This is a genomic window from Bifidobacterium asteroides, from assembly GCF_030758775.1.
Taxonomy (GTDB): Bacteria; Actinomycetota; Actinomycetes; order Actinomycetales; family Bifidobacteriaceae; genus Bombiscardovia; species Bombiscardovia kimbladii.
In genome coordinates, this window is the sequence record NZ_CP132384.1 from 1,190,679 (window position 1) to 1,213,091 (window position 22,413).

The following is a 22,413-nucleotide window of genomic DNA, read 5'->3' on the forward strand; positions in this document are numbered from 1 at the left end:
TGAAATCGAACATTTGTTCGAATGCCATCGAGTTCGAGGTGTGCCATGGTCGCTACCATTCATGGGTCGCCGGAGGCGGCCCCTGCTTCCCTGCCGGAGTGCCGGGTCGATGCCCTGAGTCCCTTCCGAGGGCACCCCAGCCCTGTCCCGCAGGCCCTGGAGGCTGTCCACGCCGGCTTCCCCTCAGTGGCCCAGGACTACTTCAGCGGCGACTTCAGCTTCGACCAGAACGTCATCGTCCACCCCGACTCCACCTTCATCATCCATGTGGCCGGCGATTCCATGACCGGAGCCGGCATCTTCGATGGGGACCTGTTGGTGGTCGACCGGTCACTGGAGCCACGCGAGGGGGACATCGTCATCGCCATCCTGGACGACGAGCTGCTGGTCAAGCGGCTGGCCAGGCGCAAGGGACGGACCATGCTGCGGGCCGAGAACCCCGACTACCCCGACTTCCTGCCCCAGGAGGGCGAGGAACTGGTCATCTGGGGGGTGGTCATCGGCAACTACCACTGGCAGCGGGTGGACACCAAGGGCGAATCGCGGAGCGGCTCTCCCCTGCCCCAGGTCACCTATCCCGGACATACCCCGCACGGACGCAGGCGCACGGGAAGCCAGGGCCGGAAACCCGCCTATCCTTCCACGGGCTGGGGGTCGGCATGAGCGCGCAGAGACCAGCCCAGCCGGCACCCGGGACCGCTCTGACAGGCCGGGTGGTCCTGGCTGATGCCAACTCTTTCTTTGCCTCATGTGAGGCCGTCTTCGACCCCTCCCTGGCTGATCGCCCGGTGGTTGTGCTGTCCAACAACGACGGCTGCGTGGTGGCCCGCAACCGCCCGGCCAAGGCCCTGGGCATCACCAACGGCACACCCTGGTTCACCATTCGCGACCGGGCCCTGCAGGACGGAGTGGTGGCCCGCAGCTCCAACTATGAGCTCTATGCCAGCCTCTCAAGGCGCATGATGGCCATCATGGCCCATTTCCTGCCCAACCAGGAGATCTACTCCATCGACGAGTGCTTCATGGACAGCATCTGGAACGACAAGCGCACCGTCGAGATCTGCCGGGAGCTGCGCGCCGCGGTCCTGCGATGCACCGGCATTCCCGTCAGCGTGGGTGTGGCGCCTACCAAGACCCTGGCCAAGGTGGCCAACCACTGGGCCAAGGACCATCCCTCGACCGAGGGGATCACCCTCTGGAGCCAGGTGGAGTCCCAGTATGGCGACCAGGCTCTGGCATCAGTGCCCATCGACCAGGTCTGGGGAGTGGGCCGGCGGCTGACCGGCAGGCTCATGGGCATGGGCATCACCACCGCCCTGGATCTGCGCGATGCCGATCCCTCCCTGATCCGGCATCGGTTCTCCGTCATGCTGCAGCGCACCGTCCTGGAGTTGAGGGGACGACCCTGCATTGAGCCCGAGGCGGATGCCGCCAGGGGCGTGCGCACCGATCAGATTCTGTGCTCGCGCATGTTCTCCCACCCCATAGAGGGCTACGCCACCCTGGCCCAGGCGCTGAGCATCTACGCCCAGAAGGCCTGCCGCCGCCTGCGTCGACAGCACGGCCTGTGCGGCAGGGTGCGGGTCTTCTGCTCCACCAGCCCCTATGCGCCCCAGCAGTTCTGCTCAGCTGGCCGGACCGTCGTCCTGGAGGATCCCAGCGACGATCCGCTGGTCATCGCCGGCGCAGCCAGCCGGGCGCTCAAGGGCCGAGTGGATCCCCACGCCCGTTGGATCCGGGCCGGGGTGGTTCTGCTGGACCTGACCGATGCCGACCACTTCCACACCTTGGAAGGACTGGATGCAGCCCGGGACACCCATGGTCTGGGGGACGTCCTGGAGGACGCCACCCGTCGTTTCGGCCCCTTCCGCGTGGGCGTAGGCTACGGAGGCATCCGCGGCCAGGGCCGGGGCGACGAGGATACGGGGGCCGACTGGGCCATGAACCGGGGCATGCTCTCCCCCAGGGCCACCACCCGCTGGGACGAGATGGCCGTAGCACAGGCCCGTTAGAGGTCCTCATGGCCTGGAGGAACAGCCGCCAGAGCCAGGGCAGCCAGAGGCAGAGCACCCGCAGTCTCCAGGGCACGGGCGCACTGGCGGATGGTGGATCCCGTGGTGATGATGTCGTCCACAACCAAGACAGGATGACCGGACAGCCGTGATGGATCCACAACCGCGATCCGGCCTGCCAGCCGACGCGAACGGTTCCGACGGCCGCCCGCCTGGACAGACTTGGTCCTGACGGAGTTCATGATCAGAGCAGATTCCACACGGGCGGTCAGGCCCTGCCGCTGCAGGGCCTGGACCAGAGACAGGAGGATCGGCTGCAGATGAACCCTCCCCCGCCTTCGCAGGGATGAGGACGAGGAGGGGGCGGGAACCACCAGAATGGCCCCGGCAGGCTTGGGCCGGAGCAGAGGATCGATCAGCCTGGACAGGGCTGGAGCCAGATCGGCCATGACCTGGCCCAGCGGCCTGTCCAAGGGCCGGTTGTCATGGTCCTTCCAGGCCAGAATGATCCGCCTGACAGGTCCTCGATAGGGCGCGCAGGCCAGGGCCAGACCTACGGCATAGGCGGGCGCAGGCACCGACAGGGGCCGGAAGAGCAGGGATCTGCAACTGGGGCAGAGCAGAAGGTCAGGGCGGCCGCAGCCGGCGCAGGCTCGAGGAGCCAGCAGGTCCAGGACCGAGCCCGCCAAGGCCGAGGCGACAGCACAAGCGGCCTGTCGGAGTCGATCAAATGCCAATGAAGGGTTGCGCATACCGCCCAGCCAACCCCAATACGCAGAGGATAGGCAAGCAGATCAGATCCATGTGCATAAACAGGCTGTCTGTTCACAGAATTGTCTGCAGACAGGTTCAGACCAGATCTGCCTCCATGGCCTGAATCAGGTCCAGGGCATCAGCAGGATTGTGCACCCGCAGAGCCATGGCCCCGGCCAGGGCCGCCGGATAGTCGTTGCCGTCAGGATCCATCCGGTCGCCCACGAAGGCGATATCGCCGACATCCACACCCAGTATCCTGGCCAGGGAGGTCACGGCGTAGGCCTTGTCAATGCCCTTGGCCGAGATGTCCACGCTGGTGGAGCCGCCGGAGCGCACCTGCAGGTTGGGCAGATCAGCGGCCACGGCCCGGGCCAGGGCGTCCTTGCGGCTGTTGTCCGGATCCCAGGCCTCCTTGGCTTCTACGGGGGCCTGCTGACCCAGGGCGGAGAAGGTAATCTGGCTGCCACGATCCTCGATGCGCGGCCCCCAGACCTGCTCCTCCCAGTCGCCCAGCTGCTTGGCCCTGCGCTCCAGGCTGGCCTCGGCGGCCTGCCGGTCCTGGGCGCTCAGGTCGTGGGCGTAGACGCAATCCCAGCTTCCATCCTGCCAGCGGTAGTAGCGGGTGCCGCTGGTGGGCATCAGATGCAGTTGGCCGAAACGGGTATCGTCAGGCAGGGCATCCAGCACCTGGTCGCGGAACTGGCTGAACCGCCCGCCAGAGACGATGGCTACGGGCCGAAGCCGGGTCAGGGCGGCGAAATGAACGGCCATGGTCTGGTCCATGCGGGTCTTGGACAGCGCCAGGGTATTGTCCAGATCGAAGGCCAGCACCCGTGCCCGTGCGCAGATGGACCCTATGTCTTGGCTGCCCCACCAGGCCACGTTCACCGCACCGTCCTCCGCCATGATTGCTCCCATCCGCTTGTCGATCATCGCTCCATGCTACAAGACACCCTGAATCGAAACTGCCACTGGATTGAGGGGCTATGGTGAGTGTCATGATCAACGATCAGCCGCCTTGGTCCCGCAGCGTCTACCGGGACAGTCATGGCCGGGGGATTCGTCGGCCCACCTTCGGCACCCGCCTGCCCCGCTATCGCACCAGATGCGGGATCTTCGACGACCTGACCGCGGCCCAGATCCGGCGTCTGGGAGCCGGCTGGCCCCAGCTGGTCAAACCCGTCCAATTCGCAGTCGAGGATGTGCCGCCCTCCGACCCCACCCCCTGGGAGGACAGGGCGGATCTCTTCTCACGCAGTTTCCCGGCAGGCCGCGGCATCCCCGCCAGAATCGTCCTCTACCGGCTGCCCATCCAGAGCAAGACCCGAGACCGCACCGAGCTGGAGCTGATTATCCGCGACGAACTGGTTCTGCAGCTGGCTGACCTTTATGGGCGCGACCCCGAGGAAATCGACCCCATGTGGGGACGCTGACAGCCGACTTTCAGGGCAGGACAGCGGAATCCGGGCCGGAGCGGATCAGCGTGGTGGCAGGCATGAGCCCGTCAGGAGCCATGACCGCCAGACCGGCCAGGCCAGCCTGGTTGACCGCGTCCACGCTCAGGCGGGCATTCCAGATCAGCCGGGAGGAGCCATGCCCGGAATCCTCGTTCAGCCGCACGGCGGCCACCTGGTCGCCCAGATCGTGGGCTGAAAGCTCATGGGCCCGACCCGGCTCAACCGTCAGCGAGCGCTCATCCAATTTTTTGCCCTTCTCGTCGAACCCGACCAGTTCGGCCTTGATCGGATCCGTCGATGGGTTGACCAGGGTCAGCGCAGCCTGGGCAGGCTGGGATATGGTCAGGGCCGAGGAGGCGGCAGCAGCACCCGCAGGAATCAGGGCCAGATCGGACTGCGACTGGTCCTGGCTGCCTTGGCCGGTCACCTGCAGGACCGCTCGGACAGGCTGGTCGGCATGCACCTGCAGAGCCAGCTTGCCGTCAGGCACGCCGCCCAAGTCCACCGCAGCAGCCCTGGAACCCTGCAAATCCACCCGCCGCAGGGATTCCCGACCGTCTTCATCCATCCAGGAAAGCTCCACCGCAGTGGCCTTGGAACCCTGCAGAAGCAGGGTGGCCTGGTCTGCCCCGCGCAGGCCGGGAATAACCAGATCATGGCCGGGCGCCGCCAAGGCGGTTGCCTGATCCGACCCGCGTGGATCGAGTCCAGCCATGACATTGACCGAGACCGACATGGCCACTGGCGCCTGGGAGCTGCGAGCCCGGACATAGATGGCCTGCTGTCCGGGAGCCGCCGCAGACAGGTCGTATGAGGCATAGCCTCCAGGCGCCACAGTCATGGTGTTCCCGGTCTCCAAGGACAGGTTGCCGGAAGAATGCGAACCCTGGATCTCAAGACTGATGACCGTAGCCTTGGATGACGGGTTGTAGGCCACCAGCCGCTGTGTGGCCCCTCGGCCGGTGGCGGGCAACAGGAAGTCGGCATCCATGGCGGCCCGAGGGCAGGCCAGCGCCTGGATCCCTCGCAGATCGCCCTTGGTGGCCCAGGAGACCATGCCGACGGCAGCCCCTGTGCCCGGCTGGGACTTGAGCATCCGGGAATCGAATGCAGTGGCCGAAGTGCCTGGATCGAGCGAGGCGGCCATCGCCTTCTGCCCGTCCACAGGATCGGGATCAGTCATCATGGTGCGTCGCCCGCCTGCAAGCGGGGTCAGGCTGGCACTGCCGATGGCTCCAAAGGCGGCGGCTGTGACACGGGCGCTCAGATCGCCCTCCGAGGCCTTGAACTGGTCATCGCCGACCTTGTCCTCATCCGCTACCGTCATTCGAGCCGGGCAGTAGGACGCTGCCTCACGTTGGCTGACCCGGGTGGCAACGACTGCCGAGCCCTGGGCCCCGTCGGCCAAAGAGGCTGGAGGCGTCCATACCGTCAGAACAGCAATCAAAACCGCCACCAGAGGTGCCGTGACCAGAGCAGCCACCAGGGATCCCTTGCTTCGTGCACTCATAGTTGCTCCCCTCCAAAGTAGCCAGGACGCGGCAGAGCCACCAGGCAGTATCCCAGCAGAACCAAGCCCAGGGCCCAGAGCCAGACCCTCCTCCAGGTGCTGGCCGCCGCCTGACGGGCCCCGGCCATGTTGACCCCCACATCCCTGCCGGATTGCGAGCTCAAACGGAAATAGGTTCCCTGGGCATTGGTCGCCACCTGCTGGGCGCCATCGCTGGCGGTGATGTTGGATACCAGGTCATCGTTGGGCGTGGATCCCATGCCGCCGGCACCAGAACGGTCGGCAGGCACATAGATTCCTCCGAAGCCCAGGCCGGATACAGCCGCTACAGCCTTGGAGTCGGCATTGGCCATCAGAGCCGCCGCCGAACGCGAGAGGACATCCTGACCGGCCATCTTCCCGCCGTTCACCATCTGGGCGCGCAGGGCAGGCGAGGCATCGATCAGCTCTCCTCGTGAGGTGTGCAGACCCGTGTAGGCCACGCGGCCATGTGAGGGCGAGGTCAGCACCAGCACCCGGTGGGACGGATCCTTGTTCAGATAGTCCACCGCCACTGCCGGAAGCTGCCGGTCATCAGCGGACAGGGGCCCTCCGACTGGCGCCGCCAGACCAGCCGCTGCCACGCCTGCCGTGACCAGGGTCAGGATCAAACCCAGCAGGAGCCTGAAAATCCGTCCTCCGCCATCAGCCGCAGCTGCAGAGGTTGAAGAGGACTGCGCAGGAGGCAGGGGCGGACGATCACCATCGCCGTCTGGAACCTGACCGTGCCCGGGAGCAAGGGGCGAGAAGGGACGGACGGCCCGGCCAGCCAGGAGGCCCAGACAAGCCAGCAGTCCCATGAGTGCAAGCATCACACCGGGCAGGACCGAACCGGCCACTGGACCGGTCTCGTCCAAGCCGGTGCAGACCGCCTGGGAGATCAGCGCCAGAATCAGGCCCAGCAGAACGGTAATCCAAAGAATCCTGGCAGTCTTGAGCGCCCGAGGCACAACCAAGGCGATAAAGGCCAGCAGGGCCACCACCAGCAGACAGCAGGCCAGGGTGGTCGGGCGCCAGAGCTCAGGTCGCCACCTGACGGGCCACAGGGCCGAAACGTCCAGGCCCAACAGGCGGGCCAGCAGTTGCCCCAGGCTCCCGGTTCTGGGCTGACCGGCCAGGCCCGTCGAGGGGATCAGAAGATCTGCGAAAAGCTGTCTGAAAAGCCCTTGATGGGCATGGTGCAAGGAATTGACCAGGGTGGGCGCCAGGGCCAGCGCCGAGGGCAGGGGCATCAGGAGCAGCATGACCCGATGGGAAGGTACCAGGCAGATCGCCATGATGAAGAGCGGGATCATGGCCAGCATGAGCTGAGGTTCGGCAGCCAGGACCGGCAGGAAGCAGATAGAGGCCAGAGCCGCCTGCTGCACCGAAGCCTTGGGGCGCACGGGAGCCTCGGTCTGATACAGCCCCACGGCCTTGAAAACAAAGGCAAAGGCGGCAGGCATGAAGGCCATGACCGTCAGCATGGGCAGCTGCAGGCCATCCACTATGCCCAGGGCGAATGCCAGACAAGCCCAGAGCAACCCCAGCAGGACGCGGACGGGATTGGACCTGGTGACCACGCCGGCCAGAGCCCAGAACGACAGAGCGGCCAGTCCCGTCTCCGCCAGGAGCATCAGGGCCATGGCTTGGGCTACGTGACCGCCGGTCAGCAGAGCGAAGGGCAGAAGCACCAGGAGGAAGGGGGCAGGAACTGCAGGCTGCCCAACGCCTCCGGCCAGGGACCAGGAGGTGGTGGCCGCCGTCAGCAGCTGGGACCAATCGGCTCCTGACGAGGGCAGGGAGGGCGCATGGATGGCCCCTCCCGAGAAGATAGCGCGACACAGGGGCCAATGGGTGACCACCAAGGCCGCCAAGACCGCTAGGGTCATCCCTGTAGCCCAGGCCATGCGACGCAGGAACTGCTGCCGCAGATGAGCCAGGGCCAGGTGGCTGAGCATGGGATGCTCACGCTGATCATGAAAGGCCTGCCTGCGCTGCCGCCACTGCCGGATCTGCTGGCCGTTGGCCTGAAGAATGTCCAACCGGCGGGGACTGCCATGGCAGGCGGAGGTCAGACGGCGGCGCATGGTCAGCAGCGCTGCAGGTCGAGCCAGGATCCGCCAGGGCGCGCACAGACGGCAGAGGGCCCTGTAGGGCCGCTTGCCGATAAGATCAACCGCCATGAGCCACAATGCCGCCAGAACTCGCCAGAGCCAGACCAGCGGCCACCAGGGCAGGGCAAAATCGGTCAGCAGGTAGCGTTCCCGGGCCAGTATGGGACTCATGGAGGCGTCCAAGGGGCGGTCGGGCTGCACCGCCCGCCCGTTCCGATCACGCAACCCGCTCATCCGGGCGCTGGCATGGGCCATCCGGGCTCCCGGCACGATTACCACCCGTCCCCCTGACAGGCAGATACGGCGGCAAAGATCGTCGGACTGGCCGAAAGTGCCAGCCCAGGCGCCTGGTCCATCCAAGTCCTTCATGGTCTGCATGGGCACCAGGGCGCCAGCCAGGCTCACCGCGAAGACATCCTGACGCGCGTCATACTGCTGCTGGTCGGGCTCGCTGTCCACTACCAGGCTCACCGTTCGGTGACGGTAGGCGTAACGACCCACGTCACGCAGCCCCTCGCCCTGCCAGTCATACTGCTTGGCACCCAGCAGGGAGGCAGTGGGATTGCTGTGCCAGGTGTCCACCAGCTCGTCCAGACAATGATTGTCCAGTGGACGGCAGTCGTCGTGCAGAAGCCAAAGAGCCCGGATCCGACCAGGCAGGCGGGCATAGCCAAGCGCCTTGTCCAAGGCATCGCCAAAGGAGGAGGCGCCTCGCGCGCGAACCACCTGCACTTCCACCCGCGCGGGCCCATCCACCGGAAACTGCGCATAAAGTGGCTCTGCGGTGGACCCCGAACAGTCCGCGATGACCAGGACCCGCGGCAAGAGGCTCTGCCGCAAGAGGGCACGCAGGGTGTCCGGCAAATAGGTCAGATCATGCTCGACCGTGATCACCGCCGCCACGGCATCCTCCACATGAGGACTGGCGGCGGGTGAACATTCGTTCATGACCGAAGAGAGGACCTGCCGGACATCCTGGGCTTGAGGCGCGACGAAACTCATGCGTTCCAGTCTACGCAAACCAGGTCACCGAATGCCTCGCTCGGGCATCCGCGGCGATTCAGACTTGACGCTGTGCGCGCATCCTCTTCTTGTAACGGCGGCGCTCCCGTTCACTCATGCCGCCCCAGATGCCGAAGCGCTCGTCGTGTTCGACCGCCCAGTCCAGGCACTGCTTGCGGACGGTGCAGTCGGCGCAGACCCTCTTGGCCTCCTGGGTGGAGCCTCCCTTGCCCGGGAAGAACGCTTCCGGATCGGTCTGCGCACAGAGCGCCTCGCTTCGCCAGGATGGTCCGACGTTGACTTCGAACCACTGCATCAGCGGCGTCAGTCTGTTTTTAGTTGTACTGCTATACCGAGTGTCAACAAATCCACTCATAGCGACCCCCCAGTCCCTAGTGTGTTTACACACTTTCATTACAGCTGCTGCAGGGGCCTTCTGTCAACCCCTAAATATCTGCCAGCGCAACTGAGCAACACATGCAGGGAGCCATATCGCCCGAAGAGGAGCTGCGGATGGGGGTCAGACTATACTATGACTGGTTCAAGCACGCTTCGCCGCCATCCCGGTTCTTCCCGCCGGAATGACCCCTACAGCGACAGCCGATGAGGAAGGCATACCATTGACGTCCCCAACCAGAAAGATGGGTCTGCCCAACATCAAGGCGGGCAGGAACGGCAAGCCCCAGCACAGCGACGGGTTCCGCAGCAGCCACCGTCTGCGCACGGGCATCTGTCTGGCTCTTACCTTCGTTCTTTGTTTCGTGGCCTCGACGGTGGCGGCCTTCTGGACCGACATCAACGGTCACATGCACGTGCTCGAGCCCGTCAGCCTGGCTCAAACCCACAAGGCCCCGGAGGACATCTACAAGGGCAAAACCCTGAACGTCCTGGTGCTGGGCCAAGACACCCGCGACGGCAAGGGCAATGCCGAGGTGGGCGGCAGCGGCGACGGCCTGGAGGAGAACCACCAGTCGGATACGGCCATGGTGGTCCAGATCGCCGCCGACCGCTCCTATGTGAATGTGGTCTCCATTCCCAGGGACTCCATCGTGAACGCCCCGGCCTGCACCACCAGCAAGGGGGAGACCATCCCGGCCCGCCGCCAGGTCATGTTCAACTCCATCTTCGCCGAGGGCTACAGCCAGGGCGGCGATGCCAATTCGGCCGCCAGCTGCTCCCTGGCGGCGGTCCGTTCCCTGACCGGCTTGGACATCCAGCAGTTTGTGGTGGCTGACTTCAACGGCCTCAAGTCCATCATCGACGCCCTGGGCGGGGTCGACGTGTGCATCCCCAAGGACACCTGGGACGGCTATACCGGCATCAACCTGAAGCGCGGCCTGCATCATCTGGACGGCACCCAGGCCACCGAGTACGCTCGCATGCGCCACGGAACCGGCGCCGACGGGTCGGACATCATGCGCACCACCCGCCAGCAGTATCTGATCAAGAGCCTGGTCAACGAGGCCAAGACCGTCAACATCTATTCCGACCTGCCCAAGGCCTACCGTCTGGCCACCACCTCCATGTCCACCCTGCAGCTGAGCGAGGGGCTGGGCAGCTTCCAGACCCTGCTGGGCCTGGGCAATTCGCTCAAGCATATAGACACCACACATATCTACGCCCGGACCATACCTGTCGAGGAATGGTCCCAGGACAACAACCGGGTGGTGTGGACGGACGAGGCCGAAACCATCTGGCACCTGCTGCGAGAGGGCAAGCCTTTGACCCAGGCCAATGAGGACGCAGAGTCGGCCTCCTCATCAGGCAGCCAGGCCGGCAATGGTCAGGATGCCCAGAGCGCCCAAAACCCGCAGAGTGCCACTCAGACGGCTGGCAACGGCTCTGACACAGGGGACGGCACCCAATCCCCCTCCGCATCCGCCGCTGCTCTTCCCAAGCCCGATCCCCGTACCGGACTGATCACCATGCCCGACAAGACCCTGATCGATCCCAACACGGGCGGGACCGTCGATCCGGACGACGGAACCATCAGGGATGCGAACACCGGACAGTACATCGGCATGGCGGACCGCTACCTGTTTGCTACGGTCTGTGCGGTTCCGGCGCAGAGATAGCCGATTAAGCCCCTCTGGGTCGTTCAGGCATGCTATTGCTGACCTAGTCGGCCAAAGCTACGGAGGTTAAGGGTATGCGGACTGGATCAGACCAAGGCGGACAAGGACAGGAGCCTCCTAGCTTCATGCCCTCCGGGCATCACCGTCCGGCGGCCGACCCCAGATCTCCAGGCACCGAGGCTAGACACAGCCGTAACCAGACGCCCCCCAGCTTCTCCCCCTCCTCCGGGACGGGGCATCAGAAAGCCAGACGCACCAGTGGCTCCTCGAAAACTACACCCAGGCCGGCGGCTGCAGCCGCACCTGTTAAAAATGACTGGGGCAACAGCAACAACCGGAACATGCGGAACGGCACTGCCCTCGTCCGTAAACACCCAGTGCGCAAGTTCGTAATCATTCTGCTGCTGGTCCTGCTGCTGGCACTGGTCGTACTGGCAGGTGGGGGATGGTTCTGGGTCAATGGCAAGCTCACCCGCGACAAAATGCTGACCGATACCCCTGGCTCAGAGGCCACTACCTGGCTCCTGCTGGGATCGGACCAGCGCGACGGTTCTCCGGGGGCAGGACAGGATGCCAGCATCACAGGCTTCCGCACCGACACCATCCTGGTGCTGACCAAACCCCGCCACGGAGCCGCCTCCCTGATTTCGGTCCCCCGCGACTCCCTGGTCAAGCAGGATGGGGATTACATGAAGATCAACGCCGTGGCCTACACATCGGGCTACCGGGCCCTGACCGGCCAGATCGAGGACATCACCGGTCATAAGGTCGATCATGTGGCCCTGATCCGTTTCGGAGGCCTCAGCAAGGTGGTCGACGCCCTGGGGGGTGTCAGGCTTTGCTATGACGCAGATGTCAACGACCCCAACTCCGGCATGGTCTGGTCTCGCGGCTGCCATCAGGCCGATGGCGGCATGGCCCTGGCCTTCACCCGCATGCGCTACTCGGATCCCAAGGGAGACTTTGGGCGTGCCGAACGCCAGCGCCAGGCCATCTCGGCCATCAGCGCCAAGGCCCTGCAGCCCTCGGTCATGCTCAACCCGTCGAGGGCCGGCAAGGTCCTTTCGGCAGGTCTGGATGCCCTGGTGGTGGATGAGCGGGCCAACCCCATAGACCTTGTGCGCATGGTCCTGGCCTTCCGCAGCGCCAGCAGCAGCAATGGGGTCACCGGAAGCGTCTACTGGACAGACCCCGACTACTATCCGGGCGGGGGCATCGGTTCCACCGTCCTGCTGGATCAAGCCCGCAACACCGACCTGTTCAACCAACTGGCCCAGGGCAGTCATGCCGCTGGAACTGTCGGCGGCATGTAGCGCCGCTTTGCGCACACCATCAATCCCGTCCACATTTGACCACATGCCAGGCTTGCTCTAGCGCTCCTGCATCGGGCAGCTCATGCTGAAGGCATGACCAAGGCCAATTCATCAGCATCCATGTCGACAGACCCGAGCGGGTCTGCAGGCAGCGATTGGCACTCTGCCGGCTCCAAAGATGGGAAGGCCAAAAGGGGAAGCGCCCAGGTCATTCTGACCCTGGTTACACAGACGGCTCCGGCCCTGGCCCAGGCGGGCATGATCTGGTACGTAGTAGGCCAGGGCCGCTGGATGCTCCTCCTCCTGCTGCTGCCCAGCTTGACGGGCACCCTGGCCATGGTGCTTCTGAGCCTGCTGCGAATGCATCGCCGGTCATCGTCCGCTCCGCCGGCAGGCGCACAATCGGCATACGGCACAGTATCGGATCGTGCATCCCTCTCGACAACTACAGAGAACGAGACCTTGCAGGACCTGGCTGGACTGGCCTCTGACCCCGGCCCTCAGCTGGAGTCCCGGCTCTTGGAATCAGGGCCTTCGGGATCGCAAGGTCTGCCCTGGCAGGGCATCGTCCACGCATGGCTTGCCGCATCAGGAAGGTCGGCACCGGCAGTCATCGGCATCCGGCCTGATCATGGCCCGCTGGTCATCGATCTGCCCCGCGACGGACCCCACGCCCTGGTGGCAGGTACTACCGGATCAGGCAAATCAGTCTTTCTGCAGACCTGGTGTCTGGCCCTGGCCGCCAGCCAGCCGCCAGACCGGCTCAATCTGGTCCTGCTGGACTTCAAGGGCGGTGCCGGCTTCGGCCTGTTGGCCCGACTGCCGCACACCGTGGGCTGCGTGACCAATCTGGACCTGGACCGAGCCGTACGCGCGCTGAACGGCCTTCAACGGGAATTGGAACGCCGCCAGCGCCTGGTCGCCAGAGCAGGGGTTGAGGACACCGCCCGCATGGCCGATCCACCGGCACGCCTGGTGGTGGTCATTGACGAGTTCCAGGCCCTGCGCCAACTCCTGCCTGACTACCTGGACAGGCTGACCTCTCTGGCCTCTCAGGGCAGATCCCTGGGCATGAACCTGGTGGCCTGCACCCAGCAGACCATGGGGCAGGTCAGCGCCCAGATGCGTGCCAACATGAACCTGGGCATATGTCTGCGAGTGCGGGACCCCCTGCAGTCCAGGGAGCTGCTGGGCTCCTCCTGTGCCACGGCGATCGACCCTGCCTGTCCGGGTCTGGGCTTCCTGGAGCAGGGCCGGGGTCCACAAGCCTTCCGCACCTGCCCAGCAGCTGATCCGCAGGCTCTGGTGGGCCAGATCGTCAAGGCCAGCCGCTTTTGCGGCAGCCGACCGCCGGCACCGCTTTTCTCCCCTCCCCTGCCAGAGCATGATCCGGCCTGCGGGCAGGTCCTCTGGCAATCGGGACGGCCTCAGATACCTCTGGGACACATGGACGACGGGGTTCTGCTCCATCTCTATCGCCTGCCGCTCAACGGTCATACCGCCCTGATCGGACCTCGAGGACGGGGCAAGAGCACCCTGCTGGCGCTGCTGGCTCGTTCCCTGCTCACCCTGATGAAGCCAGGGGCCCGACCAGAGCCCAGCTTCGACCTGCGCATCACGCGTCGAACAGGTCACGGCTACAACAGCCGGGACTTTCCCGGCCCGGTGCCGTCACCGCCTCAAGGCCGTCGGGATGGCAGCCGTGCATTGGTCTGGATTCTTGACGATGCCCAGGATCTGCTGGATCCGCTTTGTCGGGATCCTCTGGCCCCTCTTCTGCAGGAGGCTCTGGGTCAGGAGGGAACCTCCGTGATCCTGGCCGTGGAGACGGCCAGCGCCCTGCGCAGACCAGAGCGTTTCAGCCGTCGTCTGGTGTTCCCCTGCGGCGAACGGGGGGCCGATCTGGCAGCTGGCATCCCCTCCGATCAGCTGGCCACCCTCCCCACCAGGGCCAGCGCCATTCCCGGACGGTGTCTGGTTCTGGAAGCGGGTCTCGCCATTCCGCTACAGGTGTTCTCTTTAGCCGTAAAACAAATGAACCCTTGAAAAAAGTCACTCATCGTGCTTATCTTGCATAGGGTAGTGATAAAAGCATCGATAAAAACTTCTTGGAGGCTTAGGTAGATGAGTAATGCGTTTGATTGGCGCGCCAAGGCTGCTTGCCGTGACAAGGACCCTGAGCTGTTCTTCCCCGTCGGCAACACCGGTGCAGCCTATCAGCAGATCGAGGAGGCCAAGGCTGTCTGCAGGACCTGCAAGGTCATTGACGCCTGTCTGAAGTGCGCGCTGGACACCAACCAGGATTACGGTGTCTGGGGCGGACTGAGCGAGGACGAACGCAGGGCTCTGAAGCGCAGGGCCATGCGTGCGCGCAGGTCCCAGGCCATGCAGATGCAGTCCTGATATCTTCCCGATTGCGCAAAACAGGAGAGGGGCGATGGCTTGATGCCGTCGCCCCTCTCTTTTCCTAAAAGGTGCCTGGTATCACACGTCCTGGGCCACGCGCAGCTTGATGTTGATGACCACCCTGGTACCGCCATCCCGGCGGGGCTCCCACTTGACCGTGCCGCCAAAGTCGTTGGTGACGAAGGTGTTGATGATCTGCGTGCCCAGCCCGGATCCGGTGGAACGAGCCTGGCCCTGATCCGACTCGGTGCTGTAGCCGTTGCCGTCATCCTCGACCACCACATTGAGATTGTTGCCGCCCCGGCCCACCGATATGGTGATATGCCCCTCGTCACGGCCCTCGAAGCCGTGCTCGACCGCGTTGTTGACCAGTTCGGTCAGCACCAGGGACAGGGGTGTGGCATCCTGGGCGGGCATCATCCCGAACTTGCCCACGTAGGAGATGGTGATGTGCTGGTCGCTGGTGGTGGCCAGGTCCACGCTCATCTTGAGCAGGTTGGCGATCACCTTGTCGAAGTCCACAATCTCGTCGGCGGTCTGGCTGAGGCCCTCATGAACCACAGCGATGGTCTGGACCCGTCGCTGGGCCTCCTCCAGCTCCTTGCGTACCTCGTCGGACTTGGTGCGCCTGGCCTGCAGCCGCAGCAGGGCCGACACGGCCTGGAGGTTGTTCTTGACCCGGTGGTGGATCTCGGAGATGGTGGCATCCTTGGTCTGCAGCTCCTTCTCCCGGCGGCGCAGTTCGGTCACATCCCGGCAGAGCACGATGGCGCCGATCCGGCCCTGCTTGCCATAGAGGGGCAGGGAGCGCATGGAGACGGCCGACCCGTTGGCGTCCAGCTCCGAGTCCACAGCCGCCTTGCCCGACAGGACCAGTGGCAGGGAGTCGGGCACGGGATCGTTCTCCTTGAGCAGGGAGGTGCCGATCTCGCTCAGGTACTGGCCGATCATGGTCTCCACTGAGCCCAGCCTGCGGAAGCAGCTGATGGCGTTGGGCGAGGCGTACCGCACCACGCCGCTTGACGTCAGCACGAAGAAGCCGTCGGCCACCCTGGCGTTGTGCCGTTGGTTGAGCACTGAATCCGCGTAGGGAAACTCGCCGCGGGTGATCATCTCGAAGAGCTCCTTGCCCGCGTTGATGCTCTCGCTCTCGTAGCGGCCGTTGGACTCGCGGGTGGCCATGTTGGTCTCGCGGACCACCAGACCCAGGGTCCTGCCCTGGTGACGGATGGGGGCGTAGACGTCGCAGACCGTGGCGCGGCCTATGGTGCGCAGCTTGTTGGACCGCAGCACCCCCTTGGACTGCATGGCCGCCTCCAGTTCCTCGCGGCGGTCAGCCGGAAAGTGCTCCCCCACCACATCTTCGGTGCGCAGGGACATGACCGTGGAGGGCCGGCACTGTTCGGCCACGGTGAACTCCCCCTCGCCGGTGCGCAGCAGGAGCAGCAGGTCCGCAAAGCTCAGATCGGCGATGACCTGCCAGTCGGCCACCAGGTGGTGGAGCCACTCACGGTCCTCCTCATTGCAGTCGTCGCAGGATGCCAGAATCTCGGAAAAATCAGCCATGCCCCCCATCATACAAAGGGCCCTCGGAAGCAGACAGGCGGGTCATGCCCAGGGCGATGATGACATGCGCGTCCAATGCGCAGGTCTGGGGTAGGGTGGTTGACGGATGTTTCGCCCCGGCGACCGGACCCTACAGGCCCGGACCAGTCAAGGGGCCAAGGGAGGGCCATGGCAACCAGGACCAGCGAGGACGGCAGACCGTCCGAGGATCAGGAGGTCGATCCCGATCTCGAACGCCGCCGCCAGCAACGCCGTCAGGAGCTGACCTACCTGCGCCGGGATGCGGAGGTGGCCCACGAGGCCCATCTGCAGGCCAGGGCTGACGCGGTGCGTGCCAAGGCCAAGGCCAAGGCTGCGCGGATCATGGCCAAGGCCGAGATCAAGGCCTCGCGAATCGAGGGCATCCCCGACATGGAGATCGAGCGCAAGGTCCGCCTGGATGTCCACGGCCGTCCCAAGCCCCTCCTGCGTGGCTGGATCCACGCCGTGGCCGCCCCCCTGGCCCTGGCCGCCGGCATCGTGCTGATCTGCCTGGCCCACGGCACTGGGCTCAAGCTGGCCTGTGCGGTCTTCATGGTCGCCTCACTGGCCCTCTTCGGCAACTCCGCCCTCTACCATCTGGGCGACTGGACCCCGGGGACCACGGACGTGCTGCGCCGCCTGGACCATGTCAACATCTTCCTGCTCATCGCCGGCACCTACACGCCCATTTCCTTCGCCCTGGATCCCTTCTGGCGGCGGATCATCATCCTGGGCATGTGGGGGGCCAGCTTGGTGGCCATGATCGTCCACGTCTTCTGGATCGAGGCTCCCCGCTGGCTCTACACCCTGGTCTACGTGGTCTTCGGAGTCTCGGGCGTGGGCTTCCTGAAGCTCTTCTGGGACTCCCCCATGGCCGGTCCGCCGGTGGTGTGGCTGATCGTGGCCGGCGGTCTGGCCTACATCCTTGGGGCGATTGTCTACGGTCTGCGCCGGCCGGATCCCTGGCCGCGGGTATTCGGCTTCCATGAGATATTCCACTGCGGCACGGTCATCGGCTACGCCTGCCACATCGTGGCCATCTACCTGGTGGTCTGCAACCTGCGCTGAACAAATCGCCAACCTGGCGGTCTGTCATCGAGCACCATCCAACACAAGCCACCGGCCGACCTTACGAATCAAGCGGTGACCCAGAGAAAAAGCCGCTCTCCGTCGACCATGGCGGGGAGCGGCTTTATTCAGGCCGGGCCGGGACGGTGAGGGGTCGTCCCGCTACTTGAGGGGCTGGGCATCCTTGACGGTGACCGAGATGTCCTTGCCGTTGGGTGCCTTGTAGGTCACGGTCTGGCCCTTCTTGGCGCCCATGAGAGCCGCGCCGATGGGCGACTCGGGGCTGATGACGTCGTAGTCGGTGGCCACGGTCAGATCCCTGGAGCCCAGCACATAGACCATTTCGTTGCCGGCCATGGTCAGGGTCACCAGGGAGCCGTTGCCCACCGTGCCCGCCTTGGGGGCCTTGAGGATCTTGGCGTTGCGCAGCTTGACGATCAGCTCGTTGATCCGTCCCTCGTTCTTGCCCTGCTCCTCGCGGGCAGCCTGGTAGCCGCCGTTCTCGCTCAGATCACCCTCGGCACGAGCCGCCGCGATGCGTTCGGTGATCTCGTCGCGGTACTCGCCCTGACGGTGGTCGAGCTCCTCCTTCAGCTTGTCGTAAGCGGCCTGTGTCAGCAGAATCGTCTTTTCCTCAGCCATGTGATTCCTCCTTGTTTGATGCGCTTGTCTCGTGGCCCGACCTGAACTGCAAAGTCAAGGGTATGAAAAAGGCGCCGGCCCTCACCGGCGCCTGGAGACCCTTGTCTACCGTGTCGATATGATGTCGATCACGAAAACCAGGGTATCGTCGCCGCCGATGCCCGCCTGGGGCATCCCCTGACGGCCATATCCATACTCCGGCGGAATGGAGACCACCAACCTGGACCCCACGTTGTGACCGGGCACCGTCTGGTCCCAGCCGCGAATGACCTGCCCCACGCCAATGCCGAAGCTGGCCGGCTGATGGCGCTGGAAGCTGGAGTCGAAGACCTGATCCGAACCCCAGACGACGCCGTGATAGTTGACGGTGACGGTATCGCCCTTGCGTACCACGGGCCCGTCCCCCTCGACCAGCTCCACGGCGCGCAGCCCGCTGGGCGCCGGACCATGGAAGGTTATGGTCGGCGTGGCGCCGAATTCGGCGTTCACCTCGGGCATGGATTGGTCACTCATGACAACTCCTTTGGTTTTCTTGCGTACCAGAGTATCGGTTCGTCGGCCGGGTGACAAGTTGCGACACTGCCGTCCAAGCCGATGAGGCCTTGGTGCCCCGGGTGGGAATCGAACCCACAAGCCGGTGAAGGCGGCGGATTTTAAGTCCGATGCGTATACCATTTCGCCACCGGGGCCGTAACCCATAACGCCTTAGTATATCATTCGCGCAGGAGGGTCCGGCCGTAGTCCAGGACCAGGCCATCCAGAAGGCCGTGCTCGCTGGCCACATAGGTTCCCGAAGCCAGCGCACTGGTACTGGCATGGCCCAGGCGCTCCAGCAGACGGCTCCAGATCAGGGCGCCGCCGCCGATCACATCCACACGGCCGGGATGGATGGCCTTGAGTTCCCTGCGCTCCTGCCGGCTCATGTTCAGCACCCGGTCGTCAACCCGGCGGGCCGCATCGACCGCAATGGACCGGCCATCGACGGCATGGCGATCGTAGACCTCGCATCCCAGGGCCAGGGCGCTCATGGTGGTGACCGTGCCGGAGACCCCGATCAGGCTGCCTACCCCGGCTACGGGAACCTGTTCGAAGGCCCGGTCGATCCAGCCGTCAACATCCTCCAGCGCCTGGTCGATCTGCTCCTGGGTGGGCGGATCGCCCAGCAGATGGCGCTCGGTCATCCGCACGGAGCCGATGTTCATGGAGTAGGAGGCCCTGACCTGGTCCACAGGCAGATCGCTCCCGTCCCCGCCCAGGACCAGCTCGGTGGAGCCGCCACCCAGGTCGACCACCAGGTAGGGCGCAGGAGGCATGTCGGCGCTGCCCCGCTGCTCCAGCACGCTGACCGCGCCCAGAAAACTCAGCGAGGCCTCCTGGGAGCCGCTGATGACCTCGGGCGTGACCCCAAGGATGGAGCGCACCCCCTCTTCGAAACTTTCTCGGTTGTCAGCGTCCCTGGTGGCCGAGGTGGCCACAAAGCGCAGACCATCCACCGGGTGCTCCTGCAGCTGCTGGGAGAAGAGCCGGCAGGCCTCAAAGGCACGGTCCAGAGCTTGGTCGGAAAAGCGGTGGTTGCGGTCCACGCCCTCCCCCAGCCGGATGACGCGCATCAGCCTGGGAGCCACCGGATGCAGCCCCTGCCGGTCCACCTGGGCTATCAGCAGACGTATGGAGTTGGTGCCGCAGTCCACGCCCGCCACCGTTACCTGATCCATGGAAGCCCCCTTCATTGGTTTTCCTGCTGGTTCGCTTGCCCGGATGCCTCAGTCCAAGGCTGCGCGCACCGGCAGACCTGCGTGTCGAATACCCGACGCACCAGACTCAGAACCCGGTCGCCCAGGGGATTGACCCCAGGCCCCATAACCAGGGACTGGGCAGCCAGAGCGTGCAGACACTTGACCCTCTTGGGCATGCCACCGGCCGAGATTCCGGCGATGTGTCCCTCGTCGTCGCCCAGCCGCTGGGCCAGGGCGGAACGGAAGGCCAGATAGAGCTCGTGGGCCCTGCGGTAGGCGCTGGCCAGGTCCGGATCCGAACCAAGCTCGGCATTCCAGTCGGCCATGACGCCGTCGGCCTCCAGCCGGGAGACGGCCTTGACGGCCTCGGGGCTGGTCAGATAGCAGGTGGTCGGAAAGGGTGTGCCGTCTTCCAGCTGGGGCCGGGTGACCACAGCCAGCGGATTGCCGCAGACGCAGCGGGCGCCCACGGCCACCATGCCCCGCGGATAGCGGCCCAGCTGCCGGTTCACGACGGCTGTCTGCTCCGGCGTGGCCGGGGTCGCCAGAAGCTCCTGGATACGGTCTTTGACCGCCGCCAGATCCCGGTCGGTAACCAGGCTGGTGGCTTTAGGCTCGACCCGGGCCTTGTCTGCGGCTTGAGATTCCACTGCTGCCTGGGGCCTTTTCTGGGCCTTGATCACGCTGTCCTCATCTTCCCTGATTGTTTCCTGCTGCTAAGTTCATAGTCGGAGTTCACTGCGCTCCCCCACCCTCGGATGGAGAGGGGCCATCAGAACCGCCTGGACTGCTTGAACCAGACGGACTGGCAGAGCCGGTCGGACTGGATTCCCCCTTGCTTCTGTCGGCAGCAGGATCCTGGTCGGCCTTGGCGAAGGAATAGGCCATCTCCTGATACCAGGGCAGGGAGTTCTTCCTGGGGGCCCGGACCCCCTTGCTTCCGGCCTGGTCCTTGTCCTTGCCTCCCGTGACCGCCTCCGGGTGCAGGACCCGGATGGCCTCCTCGTCAGGGAAGACGAATCCCAGCCGATCCCGGGCTTGTGCGGTCACATAGGCCTTGTCGTCCCAGCGCCGGATCTGGTTCTCCAGGTCACGCTTGTGCTCGACAAGCTGGGCCTGCTGGTTGCGCAGGCCGTTGAGCTCGGAAAGATTGATGGCGTAGGCGTGAAAGGTGGAGACCAGCTGGATCAGACCCAGGGCCACGATGATGACCGCCACAAAGAAGGTGATGGGTCCCGACGACCGCCTGCCTGTCCGCCGGTTGGCGCCGTCACGTTTGTTCTTGGCCATACCCATAAAAATACCCGCGGCAGCCGACGCGGACCGCCACGGGTAAAAGACTTCACAGTCGGGTCAAAACCTGCAAGGAGTCCGGCCCGGCTGGCAAGACCTTACTTGGTGTACTTCTTGCAGGCCTTGAAGGCGCTGTAGCCGGCGTACTCGGCGGTGGAGCCCAGCTCCTCCTCGATCTCCAGCAGTCGGTTGTACTTGGCGATGCGCTCGCCACGGGCCGGAGCGCCGGTCTTGATCTGGCGGGTGTTCTTGGCCACGGCCAGGTCGGCGATGGTGGTGTCGGAGGTCTCGCCGGAACGGTGGGAAACCATGGAGGTGAACCCGTTGGCGGTGGCCAGCTCGATGGCGTCCAGGGTCTCGGTCACGGTGCCGATCTGGTTGAGCTTGACCAGCAGGGAGTTGGCGGCCTTCAGGTCGATGCCCTTCTGCAGCCTCTTGGGGTTGGTCACCAGCAGGTCGTCGCCCACGAACTGCAGGCGGTCGCCCATGGCGGCGGTGATCTTCTGCCAGGCGCCCCAGTCCTCCTCAGCGAAGGGATCCTCGATGGAGACCAGCGGGTAGCGCTCGACCAGGCCCTGGTAGTAGTCCAGCATGTAGTCGGCGTCGCGGTCCTCGCCGTCGAAGTGGTACTTGTCGGTGTCCTTGTTGTAGAACTCCGAGGAGGCCACGTCCAGGCAGAGGCCGATCTGCTTGCCGGGCTCGTAGCCGGCAGCTTCAATGGCGTCGACGATGTACTTCAGGGAGTCCTCGTTGGACTTCATCTTGGGGGCAAAGCCGCCCTCGTCGCCCAGGCCGGTCTCGTGGCCGTCCTTCTTCAGGATGCCCTTGAGGGTGTGGTAGACCTCGACGCCGGCGCGCAGGGCCTCCCGGTAGGAGTCGAAGCCGTAGGGGGAGATCATGTACTCCTGGATGTCGGTGGCGAAGTCAGCGTGGGCGCCGCCGTTCATGATGTTCATGTTGGGCACAGGCAGGATGTGTCCGTTGGTGCCGCCCAGGTAACGGTAGAGGGGCAGCTCGGCGGACTCGGCAGCCGCATAGAGCGCAGCCAGGGAGACGCCCAGGATGGCGTTGGCGCCCAGCTTGCCCTTGTTGGGGGTGCCGTCCAGGTCAATCATGGTCTCGTCCAGGGCGCGCTGATCGGTGGCGTCCATGCCGATGACATTGGGAGCGATGGTCTCATTGACCGCCTTGACGGCGTCCAGCACACCCTTGCCCTGATAGCGCTTCTTGTCGCCATCCCTACGTTCCCAGGCCTCGGCCTCGCCGGTGGAGGCACCGGAGGGAACCAGACCACGCCCCTCGGCGCCGTCCTCGGTCTGCAGAACGACCTCGACGGTCGGGTTGCCACGGGAATCAAGAATTTCGCGCGCGAACACGCTTTCAATTGCTGCCACAACTGCTCCTTCAATAAGTTGTTGTGA

20 protein-coding genes and 1 tRNA gene are annotated in these 22,413 nt (G+C 64.9%); 8 read left to right on the top strand and 13 right to left on the bottom strand.

All coding sequences use genetic code 11. The features are described from left to right. Positions 1 to 45 precede the first annotated feature (45 nt). The gene (locus RAM15_RS04655; RefSeq protein WP_144085689.1) at positions 46 to 663 is read left to right on the top strand and encodes a LexA family protein; all 618 of its coding nucleotides are present in this window, start codon (positions 46 to 48) and stop codon (positions 661 to 663) included. Then, a complete protein-coding gene (locus tag RAM15_RS04660; RefSeq protein ID WP_306220964.1) occupies positions 660 to 2,012 on the top strand; it encodes a Y-family DNA polymerase in 1,353 nt (450 codons plus the stop codon). The genes RAM15_RS04655 and RAM15_RS04660 overlap by 4 nt, the downstream gene beginning before the upstream one ends. Here RAM15_RS04660 and RAM15_RS04665 read toward each other — a convergent pair. Together RAM15_RS04665 and RAM15_RS04670 are read right to left on the bottom strand one after the other, a co-directional pair. Continuing rightward, a complete protein-coding gene (locus tag RAM15_RS04665; RefSeq protein ID WP_306220965.1) occupies positions 2,009 to 2,749 on the bottom strand; it encodes a ComF family protein in 741 nt (246 codons plus the stop codon). The two genes, RAM15_RS04660 and RAM15_RS04665, sit on opposite strands and share 4 nt — an antisense overlap. Positions 2,750 to 2,861: 112 nt before the next feature. Further along, the gene (locus RAM15_RS04670) at positions 2,862 to 3,701 is read right to left on the bottom strand and encodes an HAD-IIB family hydrolase (protein ID WP_372338639.1); all 840 of its coding nucleotides are present in this window, start codon (positions 3,699 to 3,701) and stop codon (positions 2,862 to 2,864) included. Positions 3,702 to 3,766: 65 nt separating this feature from the next. On the opposite strand from RAM15_RS04670, the gene RAM15_RS04675 reads away from it, so the two are divergent. Further along, a complete protein-coding gene (locus RAM15_RS04675) occupies positions 3,767 to 4,201 on the top strand; it encodes a metallopeptidase family protein (protein WP_024627339.1) in 435 nt (144 codons plus the stop codon). Between the two features lie 10 nt (positions 4,202 to 4,211). On the opposite strand, the gene RAM15_RS04680 is transcribed toward RAM15_RS04675, so the two are convergent. The 3 genes from RAM15_RS04680 to RAM15_RS04690 are packed head-to-tail and all read right to left on the bottom strand — an operon-like array spanning position 4,212 to position 9,188. Continuing rightward, positions 4,212 to 5,735 (bottom strand): DUF5719 family protein, encoded by a 1,524-nt coding sequence (locus RAM15_RS04680; RefSeq protein WP_306220966.1) that lies wholly within the window; start codon positions 5,733 to 5,735, stop codon positions 4,212 to 4,214. After that, the gene (locus RAM15_RS04685; RefSeq protein WP_306220967.1) at positions 5,732 to 8,872 is read right to left on the bottom strand and encodes a glycosyltransferase; all 3,141 of its coding nucleotides are present in this window, start codon (positions 8,870 to 8,872) and stop codon (positions 5,732 to 5,734) included. Before RAM15_RS04685 ends, RAM15_RS04680 begins: the two co-directional genes overlap by 4 nt. Positions 8,873 to 8,930: 58 nt before the next feature. Further along, positions 8,931 to 9,188, bottom strand: coding sequence for a WhiB family transcriptional regulator (locus RAM15_RS04690; RefSeq protein ID WP_029676165.1), 258 nt, complete (start codon positions 9,186 to 9,188; stop codon positions 8,931 to 8,933). 304 nt (positions 9,189 to 9,492) lie between these two features. Here RAM15_RS04690 and RAM15_RS04695 point away from each other — a divergent pair, with 304 nt between their 5' ends. The 4 genes from RAM15_RS04695 to RAM15_RS04710 all read left to right on the top strand — a co-directional run bounded on the left by RAM15_RS04695 (position 9,493) and on the right by RAM15_RS04710 (position 14,663). Continuing rightward, positions 9,493 to 10,947, top strand: coding sequence for an LCP family protein (locus tag RAM15_RS04695; RefSeq protein WP_306220968.1), 1,455 nt, complete (start codon positions 9,493 to 9,495; stop codon positions 10,945 to 10,947). Positions 10,948 to 11,288: 341 nt separating this feature from the next. Next, positions 11,289 to 12,260 carry an LCP family protein gene (locus RAM15_RS04700; RefSeq protein ID WP_306220969.1) on the top strand — a complete coding sequence of 324 codons (972 nt, stop codon included), beginning with the start codon at positions 11,289 to 11,291 and terminating at the stop codon, positions 12,258 to 12,260. 93 nt (positions 12,261 to 12,353) lie between these two features. Then, on the top strand, positions 12,354 to 14,306 hold the full coding sequence (locus RAM15_RS04705; RefSeq protein WP_306220970.1) for an FtsK/SpoIIIE domain-containing protein: 1,953 nt from the start codon (positions 12,354 to 12,356) through the stop codon (positions 14,304 to 14,306). A 78-nt stretch (positions 14,307 to 14,384) separates the two neighbouring features. Then, a complete protein-coding gene (locus RAM15_RS04710) occupies positions 14,385 to 14,663 on the top strand; it encodes a WhiB family transcriptional regulator (RefSeq protein ID WP_015021978.1) in 279 nt (92 codons plus the stop codon). Positions 14,664 to 14,744: 81 nt separating this feature from the next. On the opposite strand, the gene RAM15_RS04715 is transcribed toward RAM15_RS04710, so the two are convergent. After that, positions 14,745 to 16,232 carry a sensor histidine kinase gene (locus RAM15_RS04715; protein WP_024627333.1) on the bottom strand — a complete coding sequence of 496 codons (1,488 nt, stop codon included), beginning with the start codon at positions 16,230 to 16,232 and terminating at the stop codon, positions 14,745 to 14,747. 168 nt (positions 16,233 to 16,400) lie between these two features. Between RAM15_RS04715 and trhA the strand changes: the two genes are divergently transcribed. Further along, positions 16,401 to 17,321, top strand: a complete 921-nt coding sequence (gene trhA / locus RAM15_RS04720) for a PAQR family membrane homeostasis protein TrhA (RefSeq protein WP_101432503.1) — start codon at positions 16,401 to 16,403, stop codon at positions 17,319 to 17,321. 162 nt (positions 17,322 to 17,483) lie between these two features. On the opposite strand, the gene RAM15_RS04725 is transcribed toward trhA, so the two are convergent. The 7 genes from RAM15_RS04725 to eno form a co-directional block, all read right to left on the bottom strand. Continuing rightward, entirely contained in the window at positions 17,484 to 17,963 is a 480-nt protein-coding gene (locus RAM15_RS04725) for a GreA/GreB family elongation factor (RefSeq protein ID WP_024627331.1), read from the bottom strand. A 105-nt stretch (positions 17,964 to 18,068) separates the two neighbouring features. Then, on the bottom strand, positions 18,069 to 18,476 hold the full coding sequence (locus tag RAM15_RS04730; protein WP_024627330.1) for an FKBP-type peptidyl-prolyl cis-trans isomerase: 408 nt from the start codon (positions 18,474 to 18,476) through the stop codon (positions 18,069 to 18,071). A 90-nt stretch (positions 18,477 to 18,566) separates the two neighbouring features. Further along, positions 18,567 to 18,652: transfer RNA gene (locus tag RAM15_RS04735), tRNA-Leu, on the bottom strand. Between the two features lie 24 nt (positions 18,653 to 18,676). Then, entirely contained in the window at positions 18,677 to 19,678 is a 1,002-nt protein-coding gene (locus RAM15_RS04740) for a Ppx/GppA phosphatase family protein (protein WP_306220971.1), read from the bottom strand. 11 nt (positions 19,679 to 19,689) lie between these two features. Further along, positions 19,690 to 20,298 (bottom strand): DUF501 domain-containing protein, encoded by a 609-nt coding sequence (locus tag RAM15_RS04745; RefSeq protein WP_372338678.1) that lies wholly within the window; start codon positions 20,296 to 20,298, stop codon positions 19,690 to 19,692. A gap of 136 nt (positions 20,299 to 20,434) precedes the next feature. Beyond that, positions 20,435 to 20,989, bottom strand: a complete 555-nt coding sequence (locus tag RAM15_RS04750; RefSeq protein WP_306220972.1) for an FtsB family cell division protein — start codon at positions 20,987 to 20,989, stop codon at positions 20,435 to 20,437. 101 nt (positions 20,990 to 21,090) lie between these two features. Further along, positions 21,091 to 22,386: a phosphopyruvate hydratase gene (eno, locus tag RAM15_RS04755; RefSeq protein ID WP_024627326.1), complete on the bottom strand. Its 1,296-nt coding sequence runs from the start codon at positions 22,384 to 22,386 to the stop codon at positions 21,091 to 21,093. Positions 22,387 to 22,413 lie beyond the last annotated feature (27 nt).